Below are 14,033 nucleotides of genomic sequence, written 5' to 3'. Positions count from 1 at the left end.
CATCTTGCGTCGGCACCTCCCTAGGCAGCTCCCTAGGTGACGCGGATGGGTCAGGCGCTGAGCAGGCCGAGCCGCTCGGCGGCGGCGGACGCCTCGACCCGGCTGGCCACGCCGAGCTTGCCGAGCACCGCGGACACGTGGTGGTCGACGGTCTTGGCGCTGATGTAGAGCCGCGCGGCGATCTCGGCGTTGGTCAGCCCCTCGGCCACCAGCTCGAGCACGTCGTGCTGGCGCTGGGTGAGGCCGAGCGGGTGCTCGCGGGTCGTCGGGCGCGGGCCTGCGGGGATGGAGCGGACGCCGGCCGAGCGCATCCGCCGGCGGACCAGCGCGGCGGCCGCGTCGGCGCCGAGGTCGTCGAAGCGGGTCAGCGCCTCGCGCAGGGACGCCTCGTCGCCCGCGTCGACGAGGGCGAGGGCGGCGTCGTACCCGCAGCCGAGCGCGTCCCAGCCGGCGGCGTCGTGGGGGAGCGCGACCGCGGGCTCCGGTGCCGGGCCGGCGAGCCGGTCCTCCCACCGCGCGACCTCGGCGTCCTCCCACGGTAGCCGGTCGTGGACACGGGCGCGGGCGGCGGCGAGCTCGGCGGAGGCGCCGTCGAGGTCGTCCGCGAGCCAGCGGGCCTCGGCGCGGGCGAGCCGGACCAGGACGACGTACGGCGGGTCGTCGAGGTCGTCCGCGGCGTCGAGCGCGCAGTCGAGCAGCTTGACCGCGTCGTCGTCGCCCTGGCGGGCGCGGAGCAGGCCGAGGCTGGTGAGCGAGGTCAGGTGGTTGGCGGGGGAGGCCGGGGTGGCGAGCACCAGCTCGGCGAGCTCCTCCGCCTCGGTCCAGCGACCCAGGTCGAGCAGCGCGAGCGAGCGGCGGCCGCGCAGGCAGGTGGAGTAGGTCGTGATGTCCCGCTCGTCGCTGTAGGCCAGCCCGTCGGCGTACCACTGCTCGCCCCGGGCGTAGCGACGCTCGACCTCGAAGAGCTCGTACGCCGACGCGTAGACCGTCGCGACCTGCTTCTCGAGCCGCTCGGCCACGGCGAGCTCCAGGGCGGCGCGCATGAGCGGCTCCCAGTCCGCGCCCGCGCCGGCCGCCCGCTGCGCCAACCAGACCCGGGCCGTCACCAGGGCGTCCAGGGCGCCGGTCTCGGCAGAGATCTCGGCCGCCAGCGCCAGCCGGTCGCCGAGCTCGCGGTCGTCGTCGAGGTCGCCGGCCTGCATCAGGTAGGCCCAGGCCAGCTCCGGGGTCGGCCCGAGCGGCTCGAGGACCGCGACCGCGGCGGCGGCCGCGTCGCTCGAGGCACGCCCCTGGCACAGGCGCCACCGCACCGACGAGAGCCAGCTGAGCGTGGCCCCCTCGCGCAGCGGGTCCCCGGCCTCCCGCCAGAGCTCGAGCGCCTCGGTGCGCGCCCAGGCGGCCTCCTCCCAGCGGTCGACGAAGGTGTCCTCGTGGCCGAGGGCGTCGAGCAGCTCGGCCCGCTCCCGCGACCCCAGGGAGTCGCCGTGCCGCAGGGCGCGGGCGTACTGGGCGGCGGCCTCGCGGTGCGCCCCGAGGGCGGCGGCGCGGTGAGCGGCCGGGACCGCGTGCCGGAGGACCGCCACGGGGTCGCCCGCGGCCTCGGCGTGGTGCGCGAGCCGCGCCTCGTCGTCGCAGCCGGAGTCGGCCAGCGTCGCGAGCACGGCGGCGTGCGCCGGCCGCCGGCGGTGGTCGGCGAGGCTCGTCTCGATCGCGAGCCGGGCGATCTCGTGGCGGAAGCGGAGCCGGCCGGGGCAGTCGTCGACGAGGATCCCGCAGCCGAGCAACTGGTCGAGCCCGGCGGTCGAGACGCCGGTGGCGGACACGAGCTCGGCGTGGGCGAACCGGGACCCGAGCACCGCGGCGACCTCGAGGGCCTCCCGCGCGGCCGGGTCGAGCGCCGCGAGGCGGGCGAGCACGACGTCACGCACGGAGGCCGGGACGTCGGCGCCCGCCTGGAGGACCTCGGTCACCAGGAAGGGGTTGCCCCCGGTGAGCCGGTGCAGCCGGTCCGGGTCGACGCCGGCGTCGACCGCCAGGCGGCGTACGGCGTCCGCGGTCAGCGACGGGAGATCGAGCCGGCGGGTGGTGCGCTGGGTGACCAGGTCACCGAGGGCCACCCGGAGCGGCTCGCCGGGGGCGAGCGCCTCGTCGCGGTAGGTCGCGATCACCAGCAGGGCGTCGTGCCCGATCCGGCGGGCCAGGTAGCGGAGCAGGTCGAGCGTCGCCTCGTCGGCCCAGTGCACGTCCTCGACGGAGACGACCACGAGCCCGTCGGCGGTGGCGGCGCGCAGGTCGGCGAGCACGCGGGCGAAGAGGTCGTCGCGGTGCTCGCTCGGGGTCGTCGAGGACCCCAGCGCGGCCGCGATCTCGAGGAACGGGCCGAGCGGTCGCGGCACGAACTGGCCGTCGCACGCGCCGGTGTACCAGCGGGCATCGTCGAGCTGCGCCCGCAGGGCGTCGACCAGTGTCGACTTGCCGACCCCGGCCTCGCCCGCAACCAGCACGAGACGACCGCTGCCGGTGGCGGCCTCGGCGGCGTACTCGCGCAGCGCGGTCAGCGCGGAGGCGCGCTCCAACAGCTCCACCCGGACATTCTGCGCCGCCAGGTGGCGCTCCGCACCGTCAATTCGGGCTATCGGCGGGTCAGTACTTCCGGTCGAGCAGGCCCGTGTCGACGTCGTAGATGAAGCCGCCGACCTCGACGGTCTCGGGAACGAGGGGATGCGAGGTGACGCGGTGGACGTCGAGCCCGAGGGTGGCGACCTGGTCCTCGATGACGTGGAAGCGCTGCCAGGTGGCGTCGACACCCGCCGACTCGGCGATCCGCTCCCGGATCACCTCCTCGGAGTTGGAGGCGACGGCGCAGCGGGTGTGCGGGACGACCAGCACGCGCTGCACGTTGAGCAGGTGGACACCCAGGACGATGGCCTCGAGGGCCGCCTCGGTCACCCGGCCGCCGGGGTTGCGGAAGATCTTGGCGTCGCCCGGCTCGAGGCCGATCATCCCGAGCGGGTCGATGCGGGAGTCCATGCAGGTCACCAGCGCGACACCGGCTCGGGCGACGCCGTCGAACCCGCCGTAGGCGAAGTCGGAGGCGAACTCACGGTTGGCTGCCAGGAGGTCGTCGAAGCTCACGCTGGCGACGGTAGCGGACGGGTCAGCCGGCGGCGCGGAGCAGGTCGCCCGTCGAGACCGCCCGGGTCGGGGCGGACCGGAAGAGGACCAGTGCGAGCAGGCCGGCGGCCACGGCGCAACCGGCCGCGCCGATGAAGACGGTGTGCTCCTGGGCGATGCCCGCGACCCGGAGCAGGTGGGTGAACTCCGGACACCGGCTGGCACCGCCGCAGACCTCGCGGGCGGGCGGTACGTCGGCCTGCTCGGCGTAGTAGCGGCGCAGCCCGACCGTGGTGAGCGCCGAGATGCCGACCAGCATCCCGACCATCCGGGACACCACGACGAAGGCGCTCGCCAGCCCGTGCACCTCGACCCGGGTGCTGGCCAGCACCGCGGCGTTGACGGGGGCCAGCGCGAGCCCGAAGCCGAGGCCGCCGAGCAGCAGGGGCACGGTCGCGAGCGGGCTGTGCAGGTCGTCGAGGTCCCAGGTGGCCATCCAGAGGAAGGCCGCGGCCGCGGCCGCCATGCCGACCGCGGTGACGACGCCGGCCGGGACCCGCCGGGTGAGGTAGCCGCCGACGACCGCGCCGACCGGCAGCGCGACCAGGAAGCGCACCAGCACCAGCGCCGCCGCCAGCTGGTCGCCGGGGTAGATCGTCGTGCGGGCGAAGAGCGGGATGTCGATGAGCGCGGCGATCAGCGCCGCGCCGACGAAGAAGCTGACGAGCATCGCGCCCCAGGCCGGCGTACGGCGCAGCGAGCCGGTCGGCACGAGTGGTGCCGGGGTGCGGCGGAGGTGGACGGCGAAGGCGAGGGCGGCCAGGGCGCCGGCGAGGAGGTACCAGAGGCCCTGGTCGGAGAAGACCTGGATCTTGGGGTCGGCGGTGGCGAAGGCGAGGATCACCCCGGCCAGGGCGAGCGCGAGGAGCAGCGCGCCGACGACGTCGGCCTCGCGCACCGTCGCCACCCAGGCCCGGAGGTCGAGGAGGGGACGCGCGGCCGTGCAGCACCGCAGCACCAGCAGGACCAGGGCGCCGATCGCGCTCAGGCCGAGCGGGGTGAGCCAGCGGCCGTCGCCGGCGACCGGGATGAAGAGCTGTCCCCAGGTGAGGTCCTGCATGAGCTGGGAGGGCTCGGTGAAGACGAGGATGCCCGCGGCCAGGGTGACGAGCGCGAGGAGCAGGCCGGGCCAGTCGAAGGCACGGGGTCTCGGGGCTCGCTGGGCTCCCCCCTCGACCGCCGTGGCGCCGCGGATCGCAGCCGCGAGGAGCAGGCCGACGGCGAGGTTGATCGCGAAGATCGTGCGCCAGTCGGCGACCGCGAGGACCAGGGCGCCGAAGAGCGGGCCGAGGACGCTGCCGATCTCCTGGACCGCCGAGACGACGCCGAGCGGGACGCCGCGGCGCTCGGCGGGGTAGAGGTCGGCGACCAGCGCGAGCGTGGCCGGCACCAGCCCGCCTCCGCCGACGCCCTGGAGGAAGCGGCCGGTGACCATCGTCGGCATGTCGTAGGCGAGCGCGGTGACCAGCGAGCCGAGCGCGAAGACCAGCAGCGCGGCGACCAGCACCGGCACCCGTCCGCGGAGGTCGGCGATCCGACCGATCAGGGGCAGCATCGCGACGTACCCGAGCAGGAAGCCGGAGACGATCGGCGCGGCCCGCTGCAGCTGCTCCACGGGTACGCCGACGCCGGCCATCATGTCCGGCAGCGCGAGGACGACGACGTAGGTGTCGGCGGCGGCGAAGGCCACCGCCACCGCTGCCAGCCCGAGGAGGACTCGCGGCGACCCGCTCACGGCGCCGTGATGTTCTTGTCGGTCCCGTAGTCGTCGAAGGTGACCGTGTAGGTCATGGGGTCCGAGTCCTCGTAGAAGACCCCGGTCAGGGTCGCGCTGCGCAGCTGGTCGTCGTCGCTGATCGTGTACGACGCGTCGAAGTCGCCGGTCGCGGTCGGGATCACGTTCTTCACCACGTCGGAGCCGACCGTGCCGGTGTAGGTGGTGAGGACCTCCTTGTTGTCCTCGCCGCCCCGCACGCTGTCGCCCTGCTCGAGGTCGGTGGTCGCCGGCAGCAGCGAGGAGAAGCCCTGGCCGGAGCTCATCAGCCGGGCCGGGTCGGGCGCGCCGTAGTCGGCCGGGTCGATGTCCTGCCAGCCGGTCGTGAGCGGCAGCTGGACGTAGACCTTCTTGTCCACGGCCACCACCGGCACCTGGAACGCCTGCCCGGTCAGGACCACGGTGATCGTCCCGTCGAAGGCCGGTGCGTGGGTGCCGACGCCCTCGGCCTTCTCGACGCCGGTGACGCCGTCGGGCAGGTCGTCGGTGGTCAGCCCGAGCGTGACACCGCTGGTGTCGTCGAGCGTCGTCTTCGCCGCCGCGAGCGCCTCCTCCGGGGTCTGGTCGGAGCCGCCGCCCCCGCCGTCGCTGCCGCCGCCGCAGGCGGTCAGCGAGGCGGCGAGCAGGGCGGCCGTCAGGCCGGAGGTCAGGCGGCGGGGGAGTCGCACGGGGTCACCCTTGCACACGCACGCGGGCCGCGACCGGACCGGCACAGGCCACGATCGGCTGGCTGCCGGGCTGGCCGGATCCGTCCCGCCTGCCGGTGGCCTCCGGCAGGTCCACGGGCGCGCCGCTGGCGGCCGCCGCCCGCGCGGGGGCGGCGCCGACCCAGGCGAAGACCAGGGTGTCCTCGCCCTTGAGGAAGCGGTGGCAGCGCACCCCGCCGGTCGCGCGGCCCTTGGGTGGGTACTCGGTGAACGGCGCGACCTTGACCGCGCCCGGCTCGGTGCCGGGCAGCGCCGTCGACGAGCCGGAGGAGGTCACCACGACGGATCCCTCGGGTGCGTCGGGATCGACCGCGCCGAACCAGACGACGCGCTCCCCGGACGTGAGCCGTACGCCGGCGATGCCGCCGCCCGTGCGACCCTGCGGCCGGACCGCGTCGGCGCCGAAGTGGAGCAGCTGGGCGTCGGAGGTGACGAAGCACAGCGTCTCCGACCCGGTGACGAGCTCGACCGCGCCGACGACCTCGTCGCCGTCGGCGAGCCGGATCACCTCCCACTCGTCCTTGCCGAGGACCTCGGGGTTGACCCGCTTGACCGTGCCCTGGCGGGTGCCGAGCGCGAGGCCGGGCCCGTCGGTGCGCAGGGTGCAGAGCCCGAGCAGCCGCTCGCCGGTCTCGAGGCTCAGGATCTCGCTGACCGGCAGGCCGCCCGCGAGGTGCGGGTCGTTGGCGGTGTCGGGCAGCTGCGGGAGCTCCAGGACGCCGATCTTCACCAGCCGTCCCGTGCTGGTCAGGCCGCCGACCTCGCCGCGGGCGGTCGCCGCGACCGCGGAGACCACGACGTCGTGGTTGGCCCGGCCGCCGCCGGAGCCGGGCTGCTCGGCGTTCGCCGTACGCGCCAGCAGGCCGGAGGAGGAGAGGTAGACGAAGCAGGGGTCGTCGGCCACCTCGAGCGGCACGGCGGCCGCGCTGACGGTGGTGCCGGCCGACTCGAGCAGGACGGTACGACGGGGCGTGCCGTAGGTCTTGGCGACCTCGGCGAGCTCGTCGGAGACGACCTTCCAGCGCAGCTGAGTGTCCTGGATGATCGCGTCGAGCTCGTCGATCGTCTTGCGGAGCTCGTCCTGCTCCTTCTCGAGCTCGATGCGGGAGAACTTCGTCAGCCGGCGCAGCGGCATGTCGAGGATGTAGTCGGCCTGGATCTCGGTCAGGTCGAAGACCGACATCAGCCGCTCCTTGGCCGCCGCGGCGTTGTCGCTGGACCGGATCAGCTGGATGACCTCGTCGATGTCGAGGATCGCGACGAGGAGGCCCTCGACCAGGTGGAGCCGGTCGGCGGCCTTCCGCCGCCGGAACTCCGAGCGGCGGCGGACGACCTCGAAGCGGTGGTCGAGGAAGACCCGCAGCATCTCCTTGAGGGAGAGCGTGCGCGGCTGGCCGTCGACGAGGGCGACGGCGTTGATGCCGAAGGAGTCCTCCATCGGGGTCTGCTTGTAGAGCTGCTCGAGCAACGCCTCCGGCACGAAGCCGTTCTTGACCTCGATCACCAGTCGCAGGCCGTTGTCGCGGTCGGTGAGGTCCTTGATGTCGGCGATGCCCTGGAGCTTCTTGCCCTGGACCAGGGTCTTGATCCGCTCGATGACCTTCTCGGTGCCGACGCCGTAGGGGAGCTCGGTGACCACGATGCCCTTGCGGCGGTTGGTGACCGCCTCGACCCGCGCGGTCGCGCGCATCCGGAAGGTGCCGCGGCCGGTCTCGTAGGCGTCGCGGATCCCCTCGAGGCCGACGATCTTGCCGCCGGTCGGCAGGTCCGGGCCGGGCACGAAGCGCATCAGGTCGTCGACCGAGGCGTTCGGGTGGCTGATCAGGTGGCGCAGCGCCTGCACGACCTCGACCAGGTTGTGCGGGGCGCAGTTGGTGGCCATGCCGACCGCGATGCCGGTGGTGCCGTTGACGACCAGGTGCGGGATCGCGGCGGGCAGCACGCTCGGCTCGTACTCGCGGCTGTCGTAGTTGGGCTTGAAGTCGACGGTGTCCTCGTCGATCGAGCCCGTCATCGCGACCGCGGGCGGTGCCATCCGGCACTCGGTGTAACGCATCGCCGCGGGAGAATCGTCAGGACTGCCGAAATTTCCGTGGCCGTCGACGGTCGGGAGCCGCATCGCCCAGGGCTGGGTCATCCGGACCAGGGCGTCGTAGATCGCGCCGTCGCCGTGGGGGTGCAGCCGACCCATGACCTCACCGACGACGCGGGCGCTCTTGACGTGGCCGCGGTCGGGCCGCAGGCCCATGTCGTTCATCGTGTAGAGGATCCGGCGCTGCACCGGCTTCAGGCCGTCGCGGGCGTCCGGCAGCGCGCGGGAGTAGATGACCGAGTAGGCGTACTCGAGGAACGACGACTCCATCTCCTGCTTGATGTCGGTGTCGAGGATGTGCTCCTCGAAGTCGTCGTCGGGTGGGCCTTGCTTCGTCGTACGCCGTGCCATGGGTCCGATTCTTCCAAGTGGCACCGACCGAACCGGTAGGGGCTCGCCGTGTCGGGCCCTCCCGGTAGATTTCGCCCCGTGACCGACGCGGAGCCCACGACCCCGGCGCCCAGCCACTGGGAGGCCGACGTCCTGCTGCGGGACGGGCGCACGGCCCACATCCGGCCGATCCGGCCCGAGGACCGCGAGGTCTTCACCGAGTTCTACGCCCGGGTCTCCGACCAGTCGAAGTACTACCGCTTCTTCTCGCCGATGCCCCGGCTCTCCGAGCGGGACACCGAGCGCTTCATCCACGTCGACAACGTCGCCCGGGTCGCCTTCGTGCTCACCCTCCAGGGCCGGATCATCGCCGTCGGCCGCTACGACACGATCAAGCCGGGGGAGGCGGAGGTCGCCTTCCTCGTCGAGGACCAGCACCAGGGCCGGGGGATCGGCCAGCTCCTGCTCGAGCACCTCGCCCAGGCCGGCCGCGAGCGCGGCGTCGAGCGGTTCGTCGCCGAGGTGCTGCCCGACAACGCCCGGATGATCCAGACCTTCCGCGATGCCGGCTACAAGGTCGTCAGCGAGTACGACGAGGGGGTGCTCCAGCTGGAGTTCTCCATCGACCCCACCGACACGGCGATCGGGCTGACCTACCAGCGCGAGCACAAGGCCGAGGCCGCGTCGATCGAGAAGTTCTTCAACCCCCGCTCGGTCGCCGTGATCGGCGCGAGCCGCCGCCAGGAGACGATCGGCCAGGCGCTGGTGCGCAACCTGATCACCGGCGACTTCACCGGCCGGGTCTACGCCGTCAACCCGACCTCCAGCGCGGTCTCCGGGCTCCCGACGTACAAGACGGTCGCCGAGATCCCCGACGAGGTCGACGTCGCGGTGGTCGCGGTGCCGGCCGAGTCGGTCCAGGACGTCGTGCTGGACTGCGCCGCCAAGGGCGTCCACGGCCTCATCGTGGTCTCGTCGGGCTTCGCCGAGACCGGCGACGAGGGCCGCGTGCGCCAGCGCAAGCTGGTCGGGCTCTCCCGCTCCTACGGCCTGCGCCTGATCGGCCCCAACTGCCTGGGCATCATCAACACCGACTCGTCGATCTCGCTCAACGCCTCGCTGTCGCCGCTGATGCCCCCGCGCGGCCGCGCCGGGTTCTTCTGCCAGTCCGGCGCCCTCGGCACCGCGATCCTGGAGAAGGTCTACAACCGCGGCCTGGGCCTCTCGACCTTCGTCAGCGCCGGCAACCGCGCCGACGTGTCGGGCAACGACCTCCTGCAGTACTGGGAGGAGGACGACTCCACCGAGGTCGTGCTCCTCTACCTCGAGTCCATCGGCAACCCGCGCAAGTTCTCCCGGATCGCCCGCCGGGTCTCGCTGCGCAAGCCGATCATCGCGGTCCGGTCGGGTCGCACCACCCAGGGCGTCCCGATGGGGCACGCGGTCCGCAAGATCGCGGCCCCGCCGGCCGCGGTCGACGCGATGTTCCGCCAGGCCGGCGTGATCCAGGTCGACACGCTCGACGAGATGTTCGACGTGGCCCAGCTGGTGGCCCACCAGCCGCTGCCGCGCGGCCGCCGGATCGCGATCGTCGGCAACTCCGACGCGCTCGGCCTGCTCGCCGCCGACTCGGCCGCCGCCGTCGGGCTCGTGGTCAACAAGCAGACCGCGCTCGGCGTCGACGCGGGCGCCGAGGACTTCGAGGACGCCCTCGACGCGGCCATCGACGACCCCGAGGTCGACTCGGTGGTCGCGGTCTACGTGCCGCCGATCAACGTCTCCGGCGAGGACGTCGCCAACGTGCTCGCCGCCGTCGGCGAGCAGTCCGACAAGCCGCTGGTCTCCTCCTTCCTCGGCGCCGAGGGCGTGCCCGAGCTGCTGCGCGTCCCCGACGTCGCCGGCTCGACGGCCGGCCGCGGGTCGGTGCCGTCCTACCCGGGCGTCGAGGCCGCGGTCCGGGCGCTGGCCCGGGTCGTCGAGTACGCCGTCTGGCTGCGCACTCCCGACGGTGCCCCGCTCGACGACGCCGAGGTCGACGCCGCGGCCGCGAAGGCGCTGGTCAACCGGCTCGTCGTGGAGAATCCCGCCGGCACCGAGCTCGATCTCGAGTCGCTGACGGCGCTGCTCGCGGCGTACGGCGTCGAGCTCTGGCAGACCCGTCAGGTCGCCACCCGCGAGGAGGCGCTCGCCGCGGGCGAGGCGCTGGGCTGGGACGTCGTACTCAAGGCGACCGCCGAGCACCTGCGCGAGCGGCCCGACCAGGCGCACGTGTGGCGCAACATCGACGACGTCGACGAGATGACCGACGCCTGGGACACGCTGACCTCGGTGATCCAGCAGCCCGAGAGCGCCGGCTTCGTGGTGCAGAAGAACGCCCCGCCCGGCGTCCCCGTCGCGATCCGCAGCATCGAGGACCCGCTCTTCGGGCCGGTCGTCTCCTTCGGGATCGCCGGGCCGCTCACCGAGCTGCTCGCCGACCGGTCCTACCGGATCCCGCCGCTCGGGGCGCGCGACGCCGCGGCGATGGTCCGTGAGATCAAGTCGGCCCCGATGCTCTTCGGCTACCGCGGCAGCGAGGTCGTCGACATCGCCGAGGTCGAGCGGCTGATCCAGCGCGTCGCGCAGATCCAGAACGACCTCCCGCAGGTGAGCGCGCTCGAGCTCTCGCTGGTCCTCGCGGGCGCCGACCGGTCGACGGTGCTGACCGCCGCGGCCCGGATCGACCCCGTGGTCGACCCGCGCTCGGACTGGTTCGTCCGCCGCCTGGCCCGGCCCGCTGGGGACACGCTGCCCTCCTAGAAGAGCCCCGTGACAGACTGACCGGCATGCGTAGCAGGACCACCGAGGACCGCGACCGGGCCCTCGAGCTGAGGGACGCCATCCACCGCACGGGCTACTACCCCGAGGTGGTCGCCGACGGCGTCGACGGCGCCGTCGCCGGCGAGGAGGTGGTGGCGTTCTACGTCCACCACGAGCCGACCTTCGACCGCGACGAGGTGCGCCGGCACCTCTCGGTCGTGGTGCTCACCCCGAGCCGGCTGATCATCGCCCACACCGACGAGCACGAGGGCGACGACCTGCTGCCCGAGCCCTACACCTCCACCTCCACCGAGGCGATCCGGCTCTCCTCGGTGAGGTCCGTGGTGGTCACCCGGATGATCGCCAACCCGACCGCGGGCCCGCACCCGCCGGTCGAGGCCGTGATGACCATCGGGTGGGGCGGCGTGAGCCGGGTCGACCTGGAGCCCGCCGGGTGCAGCGACCCCCAGTGCGACGCCGACCACGGCTACACCGGCGTGCTCGCCGCCGACGACTTCTCGCTGCGGGTCTCGGCCGCGGCCGACGGCGCCGACGCCGTGGCCGGGCTCCTGGCCTTCGCCGAGTCCCTGTCCGCGCGCACCCACGAGCACTGAGCAGCAGCGCGCAGGTGGGCGGGTTCCTCGAGCCGGCGTACGGCGACCGGTCGCTCGGCGACGTCGTGCCGGCGGTCGGCGCGGCCCTCGGCCTGCCCGTGCCGCACCCGCCGACCGGCCTCACGCTCCCCGATGCCCCGGCGTACGTCGTCTTCCTGGTCGACGGTCTCGGCGCCCGGCTGCTGGAGCGCTACGCCCACATGGCGCCCTTCCTCTCGACCCTGCTGGCCGAGCAGGCGCCCGCGACCGCCGGCGTGCCCTCGACGACGGCGACCAGCCTGACCTCGTTCGGCACCGGCCTGACCCCGGGCGCGCACGGGCTGGTCGGCTTCACCTCGCGGGTCCCGGGCACCGACAAGCTGCTCAACGCGCTCCTGTGGGACAAGGACGTCGACCCGCTCGAGTGGCAGCCGCACGACACGGCGTTCGGGCAGCTGCGCGCCCTCGGAGCGACCGTGACGGTGGTCAACAAGCGCGAGTTCCGGAGCAGCGGGCTCACCGTGGCCGCCCACCGCGGTGCCGACTACGTCGGCGCCGACAAGGCCGGCGAGCGGATCGCCGCGGCGGTCGCGAGCTCGGTCGAGCCCGGCTCGCTCACCTACCTCTACGACGGCGACCTCGACTGGACCGGCCACCGCCACGGCGTCGCCTCCAGTCCCTGGCTCCAGCAGCTGTCCATGGTCGACGCCGAGGCCGAGCAGCTCCGCGAGGCGCTGCCGCCGTCGGTGCGGCTGCTCGTGGTCGCCGACCACGGGATGATCGACTCGCCCAGCGAGAGCCGGGTCGACGTCGACGAGCGCACCGAGCTGCGCGACGGCGTCGCCCTGCTCGGCGGCGAGGCGCGCTTCCGCCACCTCTACTGCCACCGCGGCGCGCTCGCCGACGTGGTCTCGGCCTGGACCGAGGTGCTCGGCGACCGGGCGGCGGTCCTCGCGCGCGAGGACGCCGTGGCGCGGGGCTGGTTCGGCCCGGTGCTCCCGGGTGTCCTGCCCCGCCTGGGCGACGTGGTCGTCGCCTGCCACGGCGACACCGCGATCCTCTCCTCGGTCGACTTCCCCTACGAGGCCACCCTGGTGGGCCTGCACGGGTCGCTGACGCCCGACGAGATGCTGATCCCGATGCTGCTCAGCTGAGCTAGTTGAGGGACATCCTCGGCTCGCCGTTCACCAGCCCGGTGCCGGCGATCGTGCACTTCCCGCTGCGCGGGGCGCCGCCGTTCCAGGCCTGCCGGACGCACGAGCGAGCGGCCAGCTGCGCCCAGTAGTTCGGGTGCAGCGACTCCTGGATGTAGTAGGGGCTGTTGGAGCAGCAGGTGCTCACGGTGCGGATCTGGTTGATCCACTCGGTCTGGTCGACCGCGCCCGCGGAGGTCCAGCTCGCGAGGCCCTTCTCCTCGTAGAGCCCGACGGTGCTCTCGCAGAGCCGGCGGCCGTTGTACGCCGAGGACAGGTCGAGCGTGCGGGTGTTGGTGAGCGCGGTGTCGGCGACCGCGCCGAAGACCGCGTTGTTGATGGTCGGCAGGGCGGTGTCGTTGGCCCAGTCGGCGTCCTTGTTCCAGAAGCCGCAGCCGCCGGTGCTCTGCCGGGTGTAGCCGCTCTCGGCGTAGCGGAAGCCGGAGCCGCGCGGGATCGGGCTCGGGTAGTTCTGCACCAGCAGCGTCCACTGGCTGTCGGCGTACCCGGCGTTGCGCATCGCGGTCGCCACGTTGAGCAGCGCGTTCTTGATCCGGGCGCGGACGGCCGCGACGTTGGCGCTCGTGAAGTTGGCCTTCACCGAGCTGTCGTCGTAGCAGTAGTCCTTCCACCACGTGGGGGAGGCGAGGAAGTCGGCGACGCAGGAGGTCACGACGTCGGCGAACTTGAAGTCGTTGCCGCCGATCGAGACGACGACCATGCCGACCCGGTGGCTGGCGGCGAAGGTCTGGAGCATCGCGGCCTGGCCCCGCTTGCCGGCCCCGTTGTCGTAGAAGTCCAGGCCGGGCTTGAAGTTGTCGCCGTCGCTGGTCGCGGTCGTCGCGCCGGAGCAGGCGAGGTTGTAGCCGTTGACGCCGCCGCCGATGTAGGCCTCGGCGGACTTGCTGCGGTGGCAGCGGTTGATCGTCTCCGCCGTACCGCTGGCGTTGTCGAAGTACGCCGTCGGGCCGAGCGCGTCGGCCCGGGTCGAGGAGGCGTTGCTGCTGCCGGCCCACCGGCCGGCCTCACCGCTGATGTAGGAGTCGCCGAGGGTGACGACCCACGGGGTGCCCACGCCGGGGCCGTCGGCCGAGGCCGGCGACACCCCCACGAGCAGACCCGCGGTCGACGCGGCGAGGACGGTCAGGACAGAGAGGAGGGCTCGAGCCCGAGATGTGACCACGGTCACGCACCCTAGGGCTACCGGCCGGTAGCAGGGAAGGGGCTAGGTGAGGCCGACTAGCTGTAGTTCCTCATCAGGTTGTGAACGGCGAGGCGTAGACGAATAGCGAGGACCTCCAGTACGGAGGGGGTTACCACACCTACCCACCTACTGGAGGTCCTCGTGACTCACGCTAACGCGCCCTTGGC

The 14,033-nt window shown here is 73.3% G+C and carries 9 protein-coding genes; 3 read left to right on the top strand and 6 right to left on the bottom strand.

Annotated features, from left to right (window positions below; genetic code table 11):
* Positions 1-50 precede the first annotated feature (50 nt).
* From K8U61_RS23765 to K8U61_RS23745, 5 genes are read right to left on the bottom strand one after another with little or no spacing between them, the layout of a single operon-like run.
* On the bottom strand, positions 51-2,585 hold the full coding sequence (locus K8U61_RS23765) for an ATP-binding protein (protein WP_224125495.1): 2,535 nt from the start codon (positions 2,583-2,585) through the stop codon (positions 51-53).
* Positions 2,586-2,643: 58 nt separating this feature from the next.
* Positions 2,644-3,135: a beta-class carbonic anhydrase gene (locus tag K8U61_RS23760; protein WP_224125494.1), complete on the bottom strand. Its 492-nt coding sequence runs from the start codon at positions 3,133-3,135 to the stop codon at positions 2,644-2,646.
* A gap of 22 nt (positions 3,136-3,157) precedes the next feature.
* The gene (locus K8U61_RS23755; RefSeq protein ID WP_224125493.1) at positions 3,158-4,909 is read right to left on the bottom strand and encodes an MFS transporter; all 1,752 of its coding nucleotides are present in this window, start codon (positions 4,907-4,909) and stop codon (positions 3,158-3,160) included.
* The gene (locus K8U61_RS23750; protein ID WP_224125492.1) at positions 4,906-5,616 is read right to left on the bottom strand and encodes an LppX_LprAFG lipoprotein; all 711 of its coding nucleotides are present in this window, start codon (positions 5,614-5,616) and stop codon (positions 4,906-4,908) included. Before K8U61_RS23750 ends, K8U61_RS23755 begins: the two co-directional genes overlap by 4 nt.
* Before the next feature lie 4 nt (positions 5,617-5,620).
* Positions 5,621-8,098: a DNA gyrase/topoisomerase IV subunit A gene (locus tag K8U61_RS23745; protein WP_224125491.1), complete on the bottom strand. Its 2,478-nt coding sequence runs from the start codon at positions 8,096-8,098 to the stop codon at positions 5,621-5,623.
* Between the two features lie 78 nt (positions 8,099-8,176).
* Between K8U61_RS23745 and K8U61_RS23740 the strand changes: the two genes are divergently transcribed.
* Genes K8U61_RS23740 through K8U61_RS23730 form a run of 3 tightly spaced genes read left to right on the top strand, consistent with a single transcriptional unit; the run spans position 8,177 to position 12,623 of the window.
* Positions 8,177-10,876, top strand: coding sequence for a bifunctional acetate--CoA ligase family protein/GNAT family N-acetyltransferase (locus tag K8U61_RS23740; protein ID WP_224125490.1), 2,700 nt, complete (start codon positions 8,177-8,179; stop codon positions 10,874-10,876).
* Positions 10,877-10,902: 26 nt separating this feature from the next.
* Complete coding sequence (locus K8U61_RS23735) at positions 10,903-11,490, top strand: DUF5998 family protein (RefSeq protein WP_224125489.1); 588 nt, start codon at positions 10,903-10,905, stop codon at positions 11,488-11,490.
* A gap of 14 nt (positions 11,491-11,504) precedes the next feature.
* Positions 11,505-12,623, top strand: a complete 1,119-nt coding sequence (locus K8U61_RS23730; RefSeq protein ID WP_224125488.1) for an alkaline phosphatase family protein — start codon at positions 11,505-11,507, stop codon at positions 12,621-12,623.
* Position 12,624: 1 nt separating this feature from the next.
* On the opposite strand, the gene K8U61_RS23725 is transcribed toward K8U61_RS23730, so the two are convergent.
* Positions 12,625-13,845 carry an SGNH/GDSL hydrolase family protein gene (locus K8U61_RS23725; protein WP_224125487.1) on the bottom strand — a complete coding sequence of 407 codons (1,221 nt, stop codon included), beginning with the start codon at positions 13,843-13,845 and terminating at the stop codon, positions 12,625-12,627.
* Positions 13,846-14,033: the final 188 nt, after the last annotated feature.

Origin of the sequence: Nocardioides mangrovi (assembly GCF_020073815.1) — a bacterium.
In the GTDB taxonomy this organism is placed as follows: Bacteria; Actinomycetota; Actinomycetes; order Propionibacteriales; family Nocardioidaceae; genus Nocardioides; species Nocardioides mangrovi.
The sequence above is the reverse complement of the archived record's forward strand: the minus strand, read 5'-3'. Positions and strand labels throughout refer to the sequence as shown.

Excerpts from the sequence above, each read along its gene's own strand:
- K8U61_RS23745 (WP_224125491.1), bottom strand. The coding sequence starts at position 8,098 with ATGGCACGGCGTACGACGAAGCAAGGCCCACCCGACGACGACTTCGAG.
- K8U61_RS23735 (WP_224125489.1), top strand. The coding sequence starts at position 10,903 with ATGCGTAGCAGGACCACCGAGGACCGCGACCGGGCCCTCGAGCTGAGG.